The following is a 15817-nucleotide window of genomic DNA, read 5'->3' on the forward strand; positions in this document are numbered from 1 at the left end:
ATATGACAATCCGGTTTATGGCGGGACGCTCCGGCAGCGGCAAAACCACAATGATCCTGAACGAAATTAGAGAAAAGCTGAATGAGCAGCCGGACGGTCCGCCGATCCTTTTTCTTGTACCTGATCAGATGACATTTGCCATGGAGTATGAGCTTGCCCGCACTCCGGGATTGAGCGGAATGATCCGGGCTCAGGTATTTAGTTTTTCACGGCTTAGCTTAAGAATCCTCCAGGAAACGTCAGGCGCGGCAAGGCAGCCGATTACATCAACTGGTGTCCAGATGATGCTGAGGAAGATTATAGAAGATGAAAAACAGAACTTTAAAGTGTATGGAAAAGCCAGTGATAAGACCGGTTTTATTCAGCATGTAGAAGCGATGATTACGGAATTCAAACGATACAGCATAAACCCGGCTGAACTGCTTGGGCAGATCCAAGCGATTCAAAAACAGATGAATGAAAAGGAAAGAGTTCTTTCAGGAAAGCTTGAGGACTTGCATGCCATTTATGAACGGCTTGAAGAAGCGCTCACGGGCCGGTATGTAGACGCCGAGGATACGCTCGGAATGCTTTCGGAACGAATTCCCGAATCCTCCTATCTTGAAAAAGCAGAGATTTACATAGATGGTTTTCATCATTTCACGCCAATGGAAATGGAGGCGGTGAAAAGCCTTCTCGCAAAAGCAGCCCGGGTAACCGTCAGCATTACGGCGGATAAATTGTTTGACAGGCATTTGCCGCATGAGCTGCATTTGTTCCGGATGACAGGGATGACATACACCCAATTCAAGAAAATGGCCGAGGATCTTCACATTGAAACTGAGGAACCGGTCTTGCTGAATGAGCTTCCAAGATTCATCGGTTCTCCCTCTCTTCAGCACTTGGAGCAAAATTATGATTCAAGGCCATCACAGCCATTCAAAGGGCTGACGGACATCTCCATCTGCCAGGCGGCAAGCCACCGTGCGGAAATAGAAGGAATTGCCCGCCGGATTCAGGAGCACGTCAGGAAAAGGGGAGCCCGTTTCCGGGACACAGCGATTTTACTGCGCCATCCATCCAGCTATCATGATTTAATTGAACAGGTATTTACAGATTATGAGATTCCTTTTTTCATAGATCAAAAACGTTCCATGCTTCATCACCCTCTTGTAGAATTGATCCGGTCTTCCCTGGAGGCTGTTACGGGCAGCTTTCGATACGAAGCGATGTTCCGTACGATAAAAACGGATCTGCTGTTTCCAGCGGGAGCGGATAAACGTTCCTTAAGAGAAGAGATGGATCTACTCGAAAACTATGTGCTTGCACATGGCATAAACGGGTCAAGATGGACCTCCGAAAAAAGGTGGATTTACAGAAGGTTCCGTTCCCTGGAGGGCGGAAACGCAGTGACGGATGAAGAACTGAACAAGGAAGAACAAATCAACCGGCTGAAGGAGCTTGCTGCGAAGCCCCTTAAAGAACTGGCTGCGGGGCTCAAAAAAGCAAAAACGGGAGTACAGAAGGCAGGGGCTTTGTTTTTGTTCCTTGAAAATCTTGAAATTCCTGCGAAGCTCGAAGAACTTAAACAAGAGGCAGAATTGGCCGGGGGTCTTATCGAGGTCCGGGAGCATTCCCAAGTTTGGGATGCGGTGATTGGTCTGCTGGATGAATTTGCAGAAATGATCGGAAATCACCCCATATCCTCGGCGCAGTTTACGGAAATGATGGATACCGGTTTGGAAAGCTTAAAGTTTTCTCTTGTTCCTCCGGCGATAGATCAGGTCCTGATCGGGGATATGGAACGTTCCCGGTTTTACGGATTGAAGCATACATTCGTGGCCGGTGCAAATGATGGGGTTATTCCAGCAAGACCGGCGGAGGATGGCATACTCTCGGATGAGGACCGCGAGCTTCTTGAACAGAACGGGGCTGCAATGGCGCCGTCAGCAAGACAGCAGCTGCTGGATGAAAATTTCATAATTTATATGGCGCTCGCGAGCGGATCGGAGCACCTGTCTGTTTCGTATCCATCGGCGGATCCGGAAGGGAAGACGCTGCTGCCTTCTATTTTAATTAGCCGTCTGGAGGAACTTTTTCCGGATGCGGTGAAGGAGTGGTTTGTAAATGAACCGGAATCACTCGAGGAGCATGAACAGTTATCCTTTATGCCGAACAAATCTGTTGCACTGACATACTTAAGCTCTCAGCTGCAGACGTGGAAGAAGCAATATCCGGTGCATGACAGCTGGTGGGATGCTTACAATTATTTGATTGAGCACGATCAGAGCGGCAATGTGGAGATGGTCATCGGAAGCCTGTTTTATAAGAATCAGGCAAAGCCGTTGAAGCAGGCTGTCACAAAAGAGCTTTATGGCCAGCATATATTGGGAAGTGTGTCCAGGATGGAGCAATTCAGAAGCTGTCCGTTCTCCCATTTTGCGAGCCACGGACTGAAGCTGAGGGAACGCGAGCAGTTCCGTCTTGAAGCTCCGGATGTCGGCCAGCTGTTTCACTCGGCGCTCAAGATGATTTCTGACAGGCTGGGGGAAATGAACGTATCCTGGAGGGATGTCACGAAGGATCAATGCAGATCTCTATCGAGTGAAGCAGTAAACCGGCTGGCTCCCATGCTCCAAAAAGAAGTGCTTATGAGCTCGAACCGTCATCAGTATTTGAAAAGCAAACTTGAAAAGATTATTGCCAGGGCGGCGGGTGTGATTGCTGAACAGGCAAAGGCTTCGCTATTTACGCCAATCGGACTGGAACTTGGCTTCGGCAAGGGCGGCCCGCTGCCGCCAATGAGATTTAAGCTCGATAACGGCTATACGATGGAGCTGACGGGTAGGATTGACCGGGTAGATTCAGCTGAAAGCTCCAGAGGCCTTCTGCTTCGAATCGTGGATTACAAATCGAGCGACCGCGCCCTGAATCTAAGCGAGGTTTACTATGGTATCGCTCTGCAAATGCTCACCTATTTGGACGTTATTATTTCCTATTCCAAAACATGGCTTGGCGTGGAAGCGAGTCCTGCGGGCGTGCTCTATTTCCACGTTCATGATCCAATGATTCAGGCCGGCGCAAAGCTTAGTCTTGAGGATCTTGAGGAAGAAATCTTTAAAAAGTTTAAAATGAAGGGTCTGCTTCTTGGAGAAGAGGAGACGATTCAGCTCATGGATCAGACGCTTGAAAGCGGTTCGTCCAATATTGTGGCAGCCGGCTTCAAAAAAAGCGGCGGCTTCAGCTCAAGCTCTTCGATTGCGAGCAATGAAGAGTTCGATATGCTGCGGCGCCATGTGAGAAGTGAATTTAAGCAGATTGGAACGGAAATTACCAATGGGGTGACGGATATCAGCCCATACAGGATGAAGGATAAAGTGCCGTGCACATTTTGTCCGTATAAAGGAGTCTGCCAGTTTGACCAATCCCTTAAGGACAATGATTACCGGGTTCTGAGAGAAGAGAAGAATGAGCAGATATTTATGCGTCTGAGAGAGGAGGCCGACAATGAATAATCACATTCCCAAACCGCCGGGTAGCCAGTGGACGGATGACCAATGGTCAGCGATTGCTTCTTCCGGACAGGATATTCTTGTAGCGGCGGCGGCAGGATCCGGAAAAACTGCGGTTCTTGTGGAACGCATGATTCGGAAGATTACGAGCCGGGATAACCCGGCTGATGTCGACCGGCTTTTAGTCGTTACGTTCACCAATGCATCGGCTGCTGAAATGAAAAACAGGATTGGCGAAGCGCTTGAGGAAGCATTGAAAAGCAATCCGGCTTCGCTTCATTTAAGACGACAGATTACCTTGCTGAACCGGGCATCCATTTCAACGCTCCATTCCTTTTGCCTGAATATGATCCAAAAATATTACTACATGATTGACCTTGATCCCGGCTTCCGAATTGCCGACCAGACAGAGGGAGCCCTTTTAATGGATGAGGTGCTCGATGATTTATTCGAAGAGGAATATGGAAAAGAGAATAATGAATCGTTTTTTGACCTGGCAGACCGCTATTCCTCTGACCGGAGTGATCTTGCCCTGCAGGACTTAATCCGTACGCTTTACGATTTTTCGAGATCAAATCCGAATCCGGATGAATGGCTTAGCCAGCTATCGAGTCTTTACGATGTGAACGAGAATTGCCGCTTGGAAGACCAGCCATACTTCCCAGTCATCAAAGAAGATATCGAGATAAACATAGGTCTTGCAAAGGAAAGGCTCGAACAGGCGATGCGGCTGATCCGGATGCCGGGCGGCCCAGCTCCGAGAGCCGATGATGTTTCCGATTATCTAAATCAGGTAAACAGCCTCCTGGAAAAGGAATTTTCCTGGGAGGAGCTTGCAGCAGGCATGTCCTCCCTCAAACCGAAGCGGGCAAAGCCTGTGAAGGGTGAAGAGTACGATCCGGTTCTAACCGAAGAAGTGAAAACATTAAGAGACAGTGCCAAGAAGCAGCTTGAAAAAGTGGAAGAAGACTGGTTTAAACGTGATATCCGCCGCTCACTCCATGACCTTGGCGAATTGAAGCCCGTTATTGATACCCTCGTTCAGTTTGTGAAAAGATTTGGGGAGCATTTTCAGCAAAAGAAAAAGGAAAAAGGCCTGGTGGACTTCTCAGATCTTGAGCATCTGTGCCTTTCCATCCTTTCAGTAAAAGATGAACATGGCCGCCTTCTTCCCGCCGAACCGGCTTTAGCGTGCCGTCAGCAGTTTACGGAAGTCATGGTGGATGAATATCAGGATACGAATCTTGTGCAGGAAGCGATTCTCCAGCTCGTCAAAAAAAAATCGGAAGAAGCAGGAAATCTGTTTATGGTAGGGGATGTCAAACAGTCTATCTACCGCTTTCGTCTTGCGGAACCAATGCTGTTCTTAAATAAATACAAGCGGTTTACACCGGGCGCTGAGACCACCGGACAGCGCATTGATTTAAATAAAAACTTCAGGAGCCGTTCGGAGGTGCTGGATGGCACAAACTTTCTATTTAAACAGCTGATGGGAGAAAAGGTTGGCGAGATCCATTATGATGACCAGGCAGAACTGAAGCTTGGTGCAGCCTATCCGGAGAGTGCAGGAATGGAAACCGAGCTTCTGCTTGCTGATCGGAGCGGCCTTGAAGAACTGGAAGACGAGCCGGGAGCTAATGCCATGAATGAACCGGAGGCTGATACCGTTCAGCTTGAATCAAGGCTGATAGCAAAAAAAATCCGGGAGCTAGTTGACAGCCGGTCTCCAATCTATGACCGGAAAAAGAACGGAACCCGCGGTATCATGTACCGGGATATTGTTATCCTGCTCCGTTCCATGCCATGGGCTCCGCAGATGATGGAGGAGCTGAAAAAACAGGGAATTCCGGTGTATGCAAACCTTTCCGGAGGATATTTTGAAGCGACAGAGGTCGCAATTATGATGTCGCTTCTGAAAACGATCGACAATCCGTCACAAGATATTCCGCTTGCCTCTGTTTTAAGGTCGCCAATCGTCGGGTTAAATGAGACCGAAATGGCGGCAATTCGTACGTACGATAAAAAAGGAACCTACTACGAAGCGTGCAAAGCAGCGCTTGAGCATCCTATCTCATCGGACAGGGTATTAGCAGAGAAGCTGCTTCGCTTTTTCACCCGCTTGAATGAGTGGAGAAGCGAAGCGAGAAAAGGTGCAGTATCCGACCTGATCTGGAGAATTTACAGGGAAAGCAAATTTTTTGATTTTGCAGGGGGGATGCCGGGCGGAAAGCAGCGGCAGGCAAACCTCCGTGCCCTTTACGACAGAGCCCGTCAATATGAGGCTACTTCCTTCCGCGGCCTGTTTCGTTTTCTGCGTTTTATTGAAAGAATGCAGGAAAGAGGGGACGACCTCGGGGCTGCGAGAGCGCTTGGCGAACAGGAGGATGTTGTGCGGATCATGACGATCCACAGCAGCAAGGGACTTGAATTCCCGGTTGTTTTTACAGCGGGGCTTGCCAGACAGTTCAATATGATGGACATGAACAAAAGCTTCCTGCTTGATAAGCATCTTGGATTCGGTACGAAGTACATCCATCCGGAGCTGCGATTCAGCTATCCGACTCTTCCGCTTCTTGCGATGAAAAAGAAGCTGAAAATAGAGCTGCTTTCTGAGGAACTCAGGGTTCTTTATGTGGCATTGACGAGAGCGAAGGAAAAGCTGTTTCTTGTCGGAACCGTGAAGGATCGGGAGAAGGCGCTTCTCAGCTGGAAAAGGGCTCTTTCCAATCGGGAGTGGCTGCTGCCTGACGGCGACCGTCTTCAAGCAAAGTCCTATCTGGACTGGATTGGTCCTGCCCTGACACGGCATCCTGGCGCTATTGAGCTTCACGAGGGGGAAGCGCCAGAGTCTGTACTGGCTGAGCATCCTTCCAAATGGAAGGTTCAATTTGTCCATCAAAGCGAATTGCTGGAGCCTGATGCGCAGCGCGAGGAGATGGAGCTTAAAATTATGGAGGCTCTTTCGGAAAGAAAGCCCATTCCGCTGACGACTCCCTGGAGTGAAGAAGTGGAAAAAGAGCTGTCATGGGTGTACCCTCATTTGGCATCCTCCCTTCAAAGCTCAAAGCAGTCAGTTTCTGAGATAAAGAGAATGCAATCCTTTAAGGATGAATTTTCGGAGCAGCCTCCTGCCAAGGAAGGAACCATGATTTATGACCGTCCGAAATTCCTTCAGCAGAAGATGCTGACAGCAGCAGAACGGGGAACCGCCATGCATGCGGTCATGCAGCATCTGCCGCTTGGAGAACCTGTCACACGTGATGTCGTTCTCTCGACGGTTGACGATATGAGAAGGAGAGAGCTGCTGACGGAAGAACAGGCAGACATTATTGAACCGGAATCCATCGTATCCTTTTACTCATCAGAAATCGGACAGAAAATGCAGCACGCAAAACGGGTGCTGAGAGAGGTACCATTCAGTTATGCCCGTACACCAGAACACACCTCCGCAGAGGACAAGGTACTTGTGCAGGGAGTCATCGACTGCCTGATTGAGGATGAAGAAGGGCTGACGATCGTAGACTACAAGACGGATTCCATTAAAGGGAGATTCGAAGGGTTTTCAGAAGCGGAAAGCACGATGCGCAGCCGTTATGAAATACAGCTCCAGATATATAGTGAAGCCGTTGAATCTATTTTTAAAAAGCCGGTTACTCGAAGGGTGCTGTATTTCTTCGATGCAAATCAGCTATTAGACGTATAAATGCAGAAAGGGGACGGAAGATGAGGATATTGCACACAGCAGACTGGCATCTGGGGAAAACTCTGGAAGGACGCAGCCGTATCCCGGAACAAGCCGCTTTTTTGGACGAGCTTGCCGATATTGTGGAAAAGGAGAAAATCGACACAGTCATCATGGCGGGGGATGTGTTTGATACCGTCAATCCTCCATCCGCAGCAGAAAAATTATTTTATGAGAGTTTAAGCAAGCTTTCCGACAAGGGCAAAAGACCGGTTGTTGTGATTGCCGGGAACCATGATAACCCTGAAAGACTCGCAGCAGCTTCCCCTCTTGCCGGGGACCATGGGATCCATTTAATCGGCTACCCGGATGATCACATGCTGAAGGTAGATGTTCCGCTTGCAGGCCAGACAATGAATATTGCCGCGCTTGCCTATCCATCTGAATCACGGCTGGAACAGGTTTTATCTGAAAACTTTGATGAACTCCTGATGAGAAACCATTATGATACAAAAATTAAAAGTCTTTTTGAAAGCATGTGCCGCGGCTTCGGATCCGATACGGTAAATGTGGCGATGAGCCATCTTCACGTAGCGGGAGGCAGCACCTCGGATTCCGAGCGGCCAATTGAAGTAGGGGGAGCCTATACAGTCGCAGCAGACAGCCTCCCAGCTGCCGCTCAGTATGTGGCGCTCGGCCATCTTCATCGTCCGCAGACAATTAAAAGGGCTTTAACTCAGGCGCGCTATTCGGGCTCCCCGCTTGCATACAGCTTTTCTGAAGCGGGCTATGCAAAATCAGTGACAATCATTGATGCAGTGCCGGGGGGAACAGCGCAGGTGGAGGAGATCTTTCTTTCCAGCGGCAAGCCTTTAGTGCAATGGAAAGCGGTGAGCGGAATGGCCCAGGTGCATGACTGGCTTGAGCAGGGCAAGGATGCGAACGCATGGGTAGACCTTGAAATTCATCTTACAGATGCTCTTTCCATTGAAGATATTCAGAAGCTTAGAAAATGGCATCCCGGGATCGTGCATATCCGTCCGGTATTCCAGTCAGAAGGTGCAGTCCTTCAGCCTGAGTCCAGATCGACTGTTCCAATAGACGAGCTTTTTGCTAGGTTTTACGAAAGGCAGACAGGGGGAGCCAAACCGGATGAGAAGCTGATCCGGCTGTTCAGGGAACTCGTCAGCGAAGAAGACACGGAGGAGGGAGAAGGCGCATGAAACCAATCGAGCTGACGATATCCGGTCTTCATAGTTTCAGAGAGAAGCAGACCATTGATTTTGAAGGTTTATGCGATGGAGGGGTGTTCGGCATTTTCGGTCCGACCGGAAGCGGAAAATCCTCAATCCTGGATGCAATTACCCTCGCTCTGTATGGAAAAGTGGAACGTGCTGCAAACAATACCCACGGCATCCTGAATCATGCAGAGGACCAGCTCTCTGTTTCTTATACATTCGAGCTTCAAAATGGAACATCTGTCAAACGGTATAAGGTGGAAAGAACCTATAAAAGAACGGATGAGCACCGTGTGAAAGGCTCCATCTCCAGGCTGGTGGATTTGCAGGCGGAACCGGTTGTTTTAGCTGATAAAGCAAGTGAAGTGAATGAGAAGGTTCACGAATTGCTTGGACTGACCATTGACGATTTTACAAGGGCTGTAGTTCTGCCACAGGGCAAATTCGCTGAGTTTTTATCATTAAAAGGCTCTGAACGCAGACAAATGCTGCAAAGGCTGTTTCATCTCGAGCAATATGGAGATGAACTTTTAAAGAAGCTTCGCGGCAGGCTTTCCAAAGCAAAATACCGCCTAGGTGAAACAGAAGCAGAGCAGGCAGGCCTCGGTGATGCTTCAAAAGCTGCTTTACTAGCCGCGGAAACCGAATGGCAGTCAAGCTCACTTCTGCTGGAGAAACGGGTAGCTGAACGGAGAACGGTAAGAGACACATACGAGGAACAGAAAAAAGTATGGGAGCTTCAGCAGGAAGAGAAGCAGCTAAAGGAAAAAGAAGTGAAGCTTGAGCGGCAGGCAGAAGAGATGGAAAACATTGAGCATCGCTTGAAAATTGCCGATCAGGCTGAGAGGCTGAAGCCTTATGCTGATCATCTCCAATCATCTGAAAGCAAACATGTTCTGCTAGTAGAAGAAGAAAAGAAATGGTCAACAGAATGGGAGAAACAAAAACAAATAACGGCGGAAGCAAAACAGGCATTTGAAGAAGCAAGGAAGCAAAAAGAAATAAATGAGCCTGTTCTGGCGGTAAAAAAAGAGCGTCTGACCCAGCTTCTTGAAGTAGAAAAAGAGCGCGATCTGCGCAAAAACGAAACCGAAAAGCTGTCAATAGATCTCGAGCGTTTGGAGCAAGCCCGTCAAGCGGCGAAGCAAGAGTTTGATCACGCAGGGCAGCAGCTGGAGAAAGCAAAGCTTAAGCAGCAGCAGCTAAAACTTGAGCTCGAAAAACTTTCGGTTTCTTCGGCTTACAGGCAGAACATGCAGGCTGCTTCCGATTTACAGAAGGAATGGAAGTATGCGGAAGACCAAAAGAAGGAAGCAGAACAGCTATACTCACAGCTGCTTCAGCAGCAGCAGAGTGCAGAAAAGGATATGAAAGACCTTACAGACAAAAGAGAGTTAGAGAGTGAAAAGCTTATGTCGGTCTACAGCGGACTTCTTCACACATTCGAACAGACGAGTGAACTGAAAAACAGGCTGGAACGCAGCATTGCTTTTGGCAAGGAAAAGACAGCAGCTGCTAAAGTGAAGCTGGAACAGGAACGGGTGCACTCGATTGCCCGACAGTTATCCGCTTCCCTTCAGGAAGGAGAGGCTTGTCCTGTCTGCGGATCCACAAGCCATCCTATGCCTGTTCATGGCGAGCAGGAGGAAGGAAGCCGGCTGCAGCTTGAACAATTGGAAAAAGAACTGGAAGATAATCGAATGCTGCTGCAGGAAACAGAGCTCTTAAGAGTCAAAATGGAAGAGCTCTCAGCCTACCTTATCGGTGAATTCAGCTGGATTGCAGACGAAAGCGTCCATTCAGAAAGTGCGGCTGCCCTTGAACAGACAGAAGCGGACTTCCTCACTGACTTAAAGGGTTTAAAACAGGATCTGCTGCACATCAGAGACAAGGCATCTGCAAGTGTGAAAATGCTTCAGCAGCTGAAGAACGAGGAGCAGCAATCCGCCCAGCTTATGGAGAGATGTAAGCTGGACCTTAAAGAAGCATTGGCTAAGCTTCAGCTGCATAATGAAAAAAATCAGGCATTTGAAAGGCAGTGGGCTGCTTCTTATCCAGAAATGAAGCAGGATGAAGTTTCGAAACGCCTGAAGGAGATGCTTGAGAAGGATACCCAATTTGAAGGACTTCAAACGAGGGTAAATAAAAGCATTGAGTATATAGAAGAACAGGAGAAGCTCAGGCAGACTGCTCAGGAAAAGCTGGCAGAAATCGATAGACTCCAGATTCAGACAGCTGAGAAAAAACAAGCCTCCCAGGAAAGACTGGATGAAAAAGAGCGACTACTTGAAAAAGAAAGTCAAAATGGCACCATTCCAGCTCAGCTTGCAGGGATTGAAAATCAGCTATCCCAATTAGCAGAACGCGAGAACCAGCTTCGCTCTCATTATGAGAAAAAAGACAACCATCTTAAGGAAGCGGAAAAGGAATTGGCAGCGGCAAGGAAAGGTCTAATTGATGCCTCAAAATCTGTTGAGGATGCAAGGAACAGCTGGCATAAGCAAATTGAACAAACGGCTCTTCGTACAATGGAAGACGTTCATTCAAGTCTGCTTCATCAAGAAGAAAAGGAAAGCTTTTCTTCCAGACTGGAAGCATTCAGGGATAATTGGAAGCAATGCAAGGCAGACTTAAAACGACTGAGCGAACAGCTTCGTGATCGGAAGCTGGATGAAGAAACATGGCTGAAAACGAATGAGCTTATCTCGGAATGCGAAGCGCTTGTAAGCGAGGCGGAAGGACTGAAAGGTGCTGCAGCTAAAGCCCTTGAGCTTCTAAAGGAAAAGCATGAGCGCTTTGAAAAGCTTGAAGAGCAGCGGCTTGAAGTTTCCGGCCAAATTGCTGATCTTGAAAAATTACAGTCTGTTTTTAAGGGGAATTCCTTTGTAGAATACATTGCAGAGGAGCAGCTTCACCATGTAACAAGAGCAGCTTCAGAGCGTCTCGGCCTTCTTACACGGCAGCGATATGCGATTGAAGTGGATTCACAGGGCGGCTTTATTATGAGAGACGATGCCAACGGAGGAGTCAGAAGGCCTGTATCAAGCCTTTCCGGCGGAGAAACCTTCCTAACCTCGCTCGCGCTTGCTTTATCGCTTTCCACTCAAATTCAGCTGCGGGGAGAATATCCTCTGCAATTTTTCTTCCTTGATGAAGGATTTGGGACACTCGATGCCGATCTGCTTGATACGGTTGTAACAGCCCTTGAAAAGCTGCAATCCAATAATCTGTCTGTCGGCGTCATCAGCCATGTTCCGGAGCTGCGGGCAAGACTTTCAAAAAAACTTGTGGTGACACCTGCTGATCCCACGGGGAGAGGGACTGCTGTCGCATTGGAAACTTTGTAAACGGGGTGACTGGTTGTGGGGAAAAAACAATTGGGCAGGTGCGGGCTCTGCCGCAGAAACGATGTGGAGATAACCATTCACCACCTCATTCCGAAAGAAATGGGAGGTGCTTATTTAGCCACCGCCAATTTGTGCATCCCATGCCATAAACAGATTCATGCCCTCTACACAAACGAAGAGCTGGCTGCGAGACTTTCAACAATTGAAAATCTCCAGAGGGATGAGAAGCTTTCCAAGTTTATTAAATGGATCCGCAAGCAGCCATCCACCAAGCTTATCCAGACAAGAAAATCGAATGAGCGAAAGAAAAAGAGGTAATCTGTCGCTGTGACCGATATAGGGGAAATCTGATAAATGTAAGTGACCGATACCCTTGCGTAAGTGGCAGCTGAAATCCCATAAAACAGATTTCTGATTTAAAATACAACGAAAAGAAAGAGCACCGGCGCTGGTGCTCTTTTTTTCAGTTATTCGCAACAATATTCTGATCGGCAACATCAGGATCAATCATATTGGTTGCACTGATTCCATTATTTAAAATCCAGAAGTCACCCGTGTTTCCTCCGCCAGAGCCTGCAGCTGATTTGGAAGAACTTTTAGGAGATAAATAGAACGTATCACCAAAGTTCACGACTCCGCCGGAAACGGTATTGATCTTGATAGGGCCGACGATGGCTGGCATGGCAAACACCCTTTATTATCTAAGTCATATGACCAGTATATTCAGTCTTCGCCGGATTGTTCTTCGGGATCCAGAACACCCTTGGGCCGGAAAAGCTGCCTGTTATGCTTTACGCGTGCTTCCATGTCAATAAGATCGGTTGAGCCGATATGAAAAACAGCGGACGTAGAGACGGCTAGTATTTTTACAAATTTGGTACGGATAAACGGTTTTTCGTGAATATAGGAGGTCACAACATTTTCTGACTTGATGGGCCTCGGGATAGGCAGCCGAAAAAGATCGTACTTACTGAAGTCCCCCTCATTATCATAAAACACTTCCGCTTCCCGCTGTACGGCAAATACGTTTGCTTTTGGCAAAATCTCTCTGGAATCCCCTATATTAAATATAGAGGAAAACCCAAGAATGTTTACATAGGCGGCATCAACGATTGAGTTTCGATTGTACATAATTTACTGCGGCGCCAAAGGAACGAATGGTCCGATAATCAATGATTCCGGCGGAGTATCAAATACACTAGAAGCACCGACATTATTCACATCTCCGATTAAAAAGACGGAGGATGTGGCAACAGCTGTGACTCGGCAAAACACAACATTAAGGTCCTTATTTACAACAGTAAAATTCATGGCTGTTCTCCTTTCACTTCCACAGGAAGATATTTAATAAAGTGGTCAACGGATTGCGCAATTTCCTCTTTTACCCTTTGAGTAATTTGATCAGCTTGAGAATCCGGATCGCCCTCATGGAAATTTGCGGTTTTCATATAATACTGAACCCTGGTATCGATCTGTTTGCGGATGTCTTCGATGACCATTTTTCTCTGTTCATCATTCAGCTTTCTTGAGTGGCGCTGCTCCTGGGCTTCGAGCATGTTAAGGCACTCTTCGCTTAAGTACGTATTCAGCTGGTCAAGAGCCAGACCATAGGTTTCGCCGTTATATTCACGTTCCAGCTTCCCTACCTGCTGGCCTTTTTGAATAACTTCGAAGTTTTCAATCGGTTCAGGATCTGTTGGGTTTAATCCGATATTCAATGTTCCTTCCAATGTTTCCACTTTCAACTGGTCAAATTTATATTCGATTTTTTCGATGGTAGTGGACGGTTTATCCTTCAATGCCTGCAGATCGGTTGACATTTGCTGGATCATTGATTCAAGTTGCTGAATTTTGTTTTGCTGTGATTGAATACAAGTACACAGCTGCTGCAAATAAGACCCGACATCATTTCCGTAGTACAAGACAAGCACCTCGCAATCCCGATCTATCGTTACTGCATCCTATGCCGGAATGACAAATTGGGTGAATGCCTATTTTACCTGGATGGCGGAGGTGCGAGCGGGACAACCGGGCGAGAAAGAGCCTGAGATAATTCAGCACGCCGTGTTGCGGGAGGTGCAGCTTCAAAAAATCCGCCTGTATTGTATAAATTGGAAAGCGATTTTATATATCCGGCACTGCCGATTTGAAGGACGGAGGAGTTATTGACGGCGCCCACGCGGAGATAGTTGATACAAATGGTTTGATTGATATAAAAATTCATGAAGTCCCTCCTATGCATTTCCGGCAATCGGCTGATCTACGATATCCTGGTCAAACGTGTTCGTCACACTGTTCTGATTGAAGATGGTCATCCCATCGCCTGTATTAAAGGAACCAGCTCCGGAAAAGGTTTTAACACTGCTGACAGGAGCAATTGTAAATACGTCTCCGATATGAAGAACACTGCTTGTTCCGACACTGTTGACTTTAAATACACCGACAATTGCTGGCATGGCTAACATCCTTTACATTTTCTTGAAGGGTTGCGGGCGTACATGTAGAATTTCATGGAGTACGGATTTAATTCATCATATGACAGGAGCGGAATCTTGTGATAAACGCGGAGGAGGGACCTAAATTGACGAACATGAAAGCAGCCTCCATTTCAAAAGGCGAGCGGATTCAATCGCTGGATGTTCTGAGAGGATTTTCTCTATTAGGTATATTAATGGTTAACATTTTTGATTTTTCAGGACCGCAGCTTTATCGCACCTCATTGGTTCAGAGCGGCGGAGGTCTGGACAGGCTGGTTGAAATTTTCGTTTTTGTATTCGCGCAGGCAAGCTTCTACCCGCTTTTTTCATTTCTTTTTGGAGCAGGTGGAGTGATGTTTTATAAACGAATCGGAGATAAGGGGCTTTTACCTGAAAGGTTCTTTGCCAGAAGGATGACGGGGCTGCTGATAATAGGGGTCCTGCATGCATTCTTTATTTGGCACGGGGATATTCTTATCAGCTATGCTTTGATCGGCTTTTTGTTTATGCTGTTTATTGAAAAGTCAGCTAAAGCGCTCGCTGTTTGGAGCTTGTCGCTTATCTTCATTCCGAACATCCTTTTTAGTCTTTTGCTTGCCGGTGATGGGGCTGTCCCTAATGCAGATGATAACACTGAGAGAATAACAGCAGTCTACCAGAGTGGAAGTTTTTCAGAGATCATGGGTCAGAGAGCAGAGGACTGGTTCTACGTAAATAATCCGATTATGGCCCCATTCATTGTTCTTTCTATATTGCCGATGTTTCTGCTTGGTGCCTATGCTATGAAACGAGGATGGTTTGAACGGAGCCCATCTGAGGAAACCATAAAGAAGTGGTTAGTCATTGCACTCATAACAGGTCCATCCGGAATACTTATAAAAACGATGCCTGTTCTTGATCCGCAGTCAGGGCTATGGAGTTATCTTCATCAATCGATTGGCGGGCCTTTGCTCACAATGTTTTACATAACAGCTATTTTGGCTGCCGTTCAAAAGCTGGGATTCAAAAAGGTTTACAAACCTTTTGCTTACGCAGGAAGGGCTTCCATGTCAAACTACCTCCTGCAGTCGCTGATCCTCACCTTGCTTTTTTACTCATACGGGTTTGGATTATATGGAACTATGACTTCTTTCCAGGCAATTTTAACAGGTACCGGCGTTTATATCATTTTATTGGCTGCCAGCTATTATTGGTTTAAGCGATTTGAGCAGGGACCGGCAGAAAGATGGTGGAGATGGTTTGTGTATCGGAGATCATAAACAGAAAATACGCTGCCATCCTCCGGAGAAAATATTTCAGCGGGCTTGAGATTTACGGTGTCCGCCGTGCTGAAGGTTCGAGTGCCGCTGTTTGATTTCCTGCAAAAGAAGATGATCGAGCTCTTGACTGCATTTGAGCGTCACATCGGAATTTAGCCCATACTTTTGAGCAAGGTCAATTAACGTTTTTCTTTTGGATTCAATTTCATTAAAGGCCATTTCGTCTCCAACTTTCAAAGGTACTTTTCCGTTTATTATGTAGCTGCTGGCAAGCCGTCCTTTTAAAAGCCGGGAAATCGGTTGCAGAAACATTTTTGCATGAC

Annotated in this window: 13 protein-coding genes; 6 read left to right on the forward strand and 7 right to left on the reverse strand. The window is 47.2% G+C overall.

Features of this window, described 5'->3' with window-relative positions; translation table 11 throughout:
* Positions 1 to 2: 2 nt before the first annotated feature.
* Genes addB through WCV65_RS06310 form a run of 5 tightly spaced genes read left to right on the forward strand, consistent with a single transcriptional unit; the run spans position 3 to position 12076 of the window.
* Entirely contained in the window at positions 3 to 3494 is a 3492-nt protein-coding gene (gene addB / locus WCV65_RS06290; RefSeq protein WP_338780941.1) for a helicase-exonuclease AddAB subunit AddB, read from the forward strand.
* Positions 3487 to 7194: a helicase-exonuclease AddAB subunit AddA gene (addA, locus tag WCV65_RS06295; RefSeq protein WP_338780943.1), complete on the forward strand. Its 3708-nt coding sequence runs from the start codon at positions 3487 to 3489 to the stop codon at positions 7192 to 7194. Before addB ends, addA begins: the two co-directional genes overlap by 8 nt.
* A 20-nt stretch (positions 7195 to 7214) precedes the next feature.
* Positions 7215 to 8396, forward strand: coding sequence for an exonuclease SbcCD subunit D (locus WCV65_RS06300; RefSeq protein ID WP_338780945.1), 1182 nt, complete (start codon positions 7215 to 7217; stop codon positions 8394 to 8396).
* Positions 8393 to 11758 (forward strand): SMC family ATPase, encoded by a 3366-nt coding sequence (locus WCV65_RS06305; protein WP_338780947.1) that lies wholly within the window; start codon positions 8393 to 8395, stop codon positions 11756 to 11758. The genes WCV65_RS06300 and WCV65_RS06305 overlap by 4 nt, the downstream gene beginning before the upstream one ends.
* A gap of 15 nt (positions 11759 to 11773) precedes the next feature.
* Positions 11774 to 12076 carry an HNH endonuclease signature motif containing protein gene (locus tag WCV65_RS06310; RefSeq protein WP_338780949.1) on the forward strand — a complete coding sequence of 101 codons (303 nt, stop codon included), beginning with the start codon at positions 11774 to 11776 and terminating at the stop codon, positions 12074 to 12076.
* 145 nt (positions 12077 to 12221) lie between these two features.
* On the opposite strand, the gene WCV65_RS06315 is transcribed toward WCV65_RS06310, so the two are convergent.
* From WCV65_RS06315 to WCV65_RS06340, 6 genes are all read right to left on the reverse strand, one after another.
* Complete coding sequence (locus WCV65_RS06315) at positions 12222 to 12440, reverse strand: spore germination protein (RefSeq protein ID WP_035413745.1); 219 nt, start codon at positions 12438 to 12440, stop codon at positions 12222 to 12224.
* Positions 12441 to 12481: 41 nt separating this feature from the next.
* Complete coding sequence (locus WCV65_RS06320; protein ID WP_338780951.1) at positions 12482 to 12889, reverse strand: spore germination protein GerPE; 408 nt, start codon at positions 12887 to 12889, stop codon at positions 12482 to 12484.
* A 3-nt stretch (positions 12890 to 12892) separates the two neighbouring features.
* Positions 12893 to 13069, reverse strand: a complete 177-nt coding sequence (locus tag WCV65_RS06325) for a spore gernimation protein GerPD (protein ID WP_338780953.1) — start codon at positions 13067 to 13069, stop codon at positions 12893 to 12895.
* Complete coding sequence (gerPC, locus tag WCV65_RS06330; protein ID WP_338780955.1) at positions 13066 to 13680, reverse strand: spore germination protein GerPC; 615 nt, start codon at positions 13678 to 13680, stop codon at positions 13066 to 13068. The genes WCV65_RS06325 and gerPC overlap by 4 nt, the downstream gene beginning before the upstream one ends.
* Positions 13681 to 13754: 74 nt before the next feature.
* Positions 13755 to 13982 (reverse strand): spore germination protein GerPB, encoded by a 228-nt coding sequence (locus tag WCV65_RS06335; RefSeq protein WP_035413753.1) that lies wholly within the window; start codon positions 13980 to 13982, stop codon positions 13755 to 13757.
* Positions 13983 to 13992: 10 nt separating this feature from the next.
* Positions 13993 to 14214, reverse strand: coding sequence for a spore germination protein (locus tag WCV65_RS06340; protein ID WP_211557006.1), 222 nt, complete (start codon positions 14212 to 14214; stop codon positions 13993 to 13995).
* 134 nt (positions 14215 to 14348) lie between these two features.
* Here WCV65_RS06340 and WCV65_RS06345 point away from each other — a divergent pair, with 134 nt between their 5' ends.
* Positions 14349 to 15494, forward strand: a complete 1146-nt coding sequence (locus WCV65_RS06345; protein ID WP_338782184.1) for a DUF418 domain-containing protein — start codon at positions 14349 to 14351, stop codon at positions 15492 to 15494.
* A 36-nt stretch (positions 15495 to 15530) separates the two neighbouring features.
* On the opposite strand, the gene WCV65_RS06350 is transcribed toward WCV65_RS06345, so the two are convergent.
* Positions 15531 to 15806 carry an aspartyl-phosphate phosphatase Spo0E family protein gene (locus WCV65_RS06350; RefSeq protein WP_035413757.1) on the reverse strand — a complete coding sequence of 92 codons (276 nt, stop codon included), beginning with the start codon at positions 15804 to 15806 and terminating at the stop codon, positions 15531 to 15533.
* Positions 15807 to 15817 lie beyond the last annotated feature (11 nt).

This window comes from Metabacillus sp. FJAT-52054, from assembly GCF_037201815.1.
GTDB lineage: Bacteria > Bacillota > Bacilli > Bacillales > Bacillaceae > Metabacillus_B > Metabacillus_B sediminis.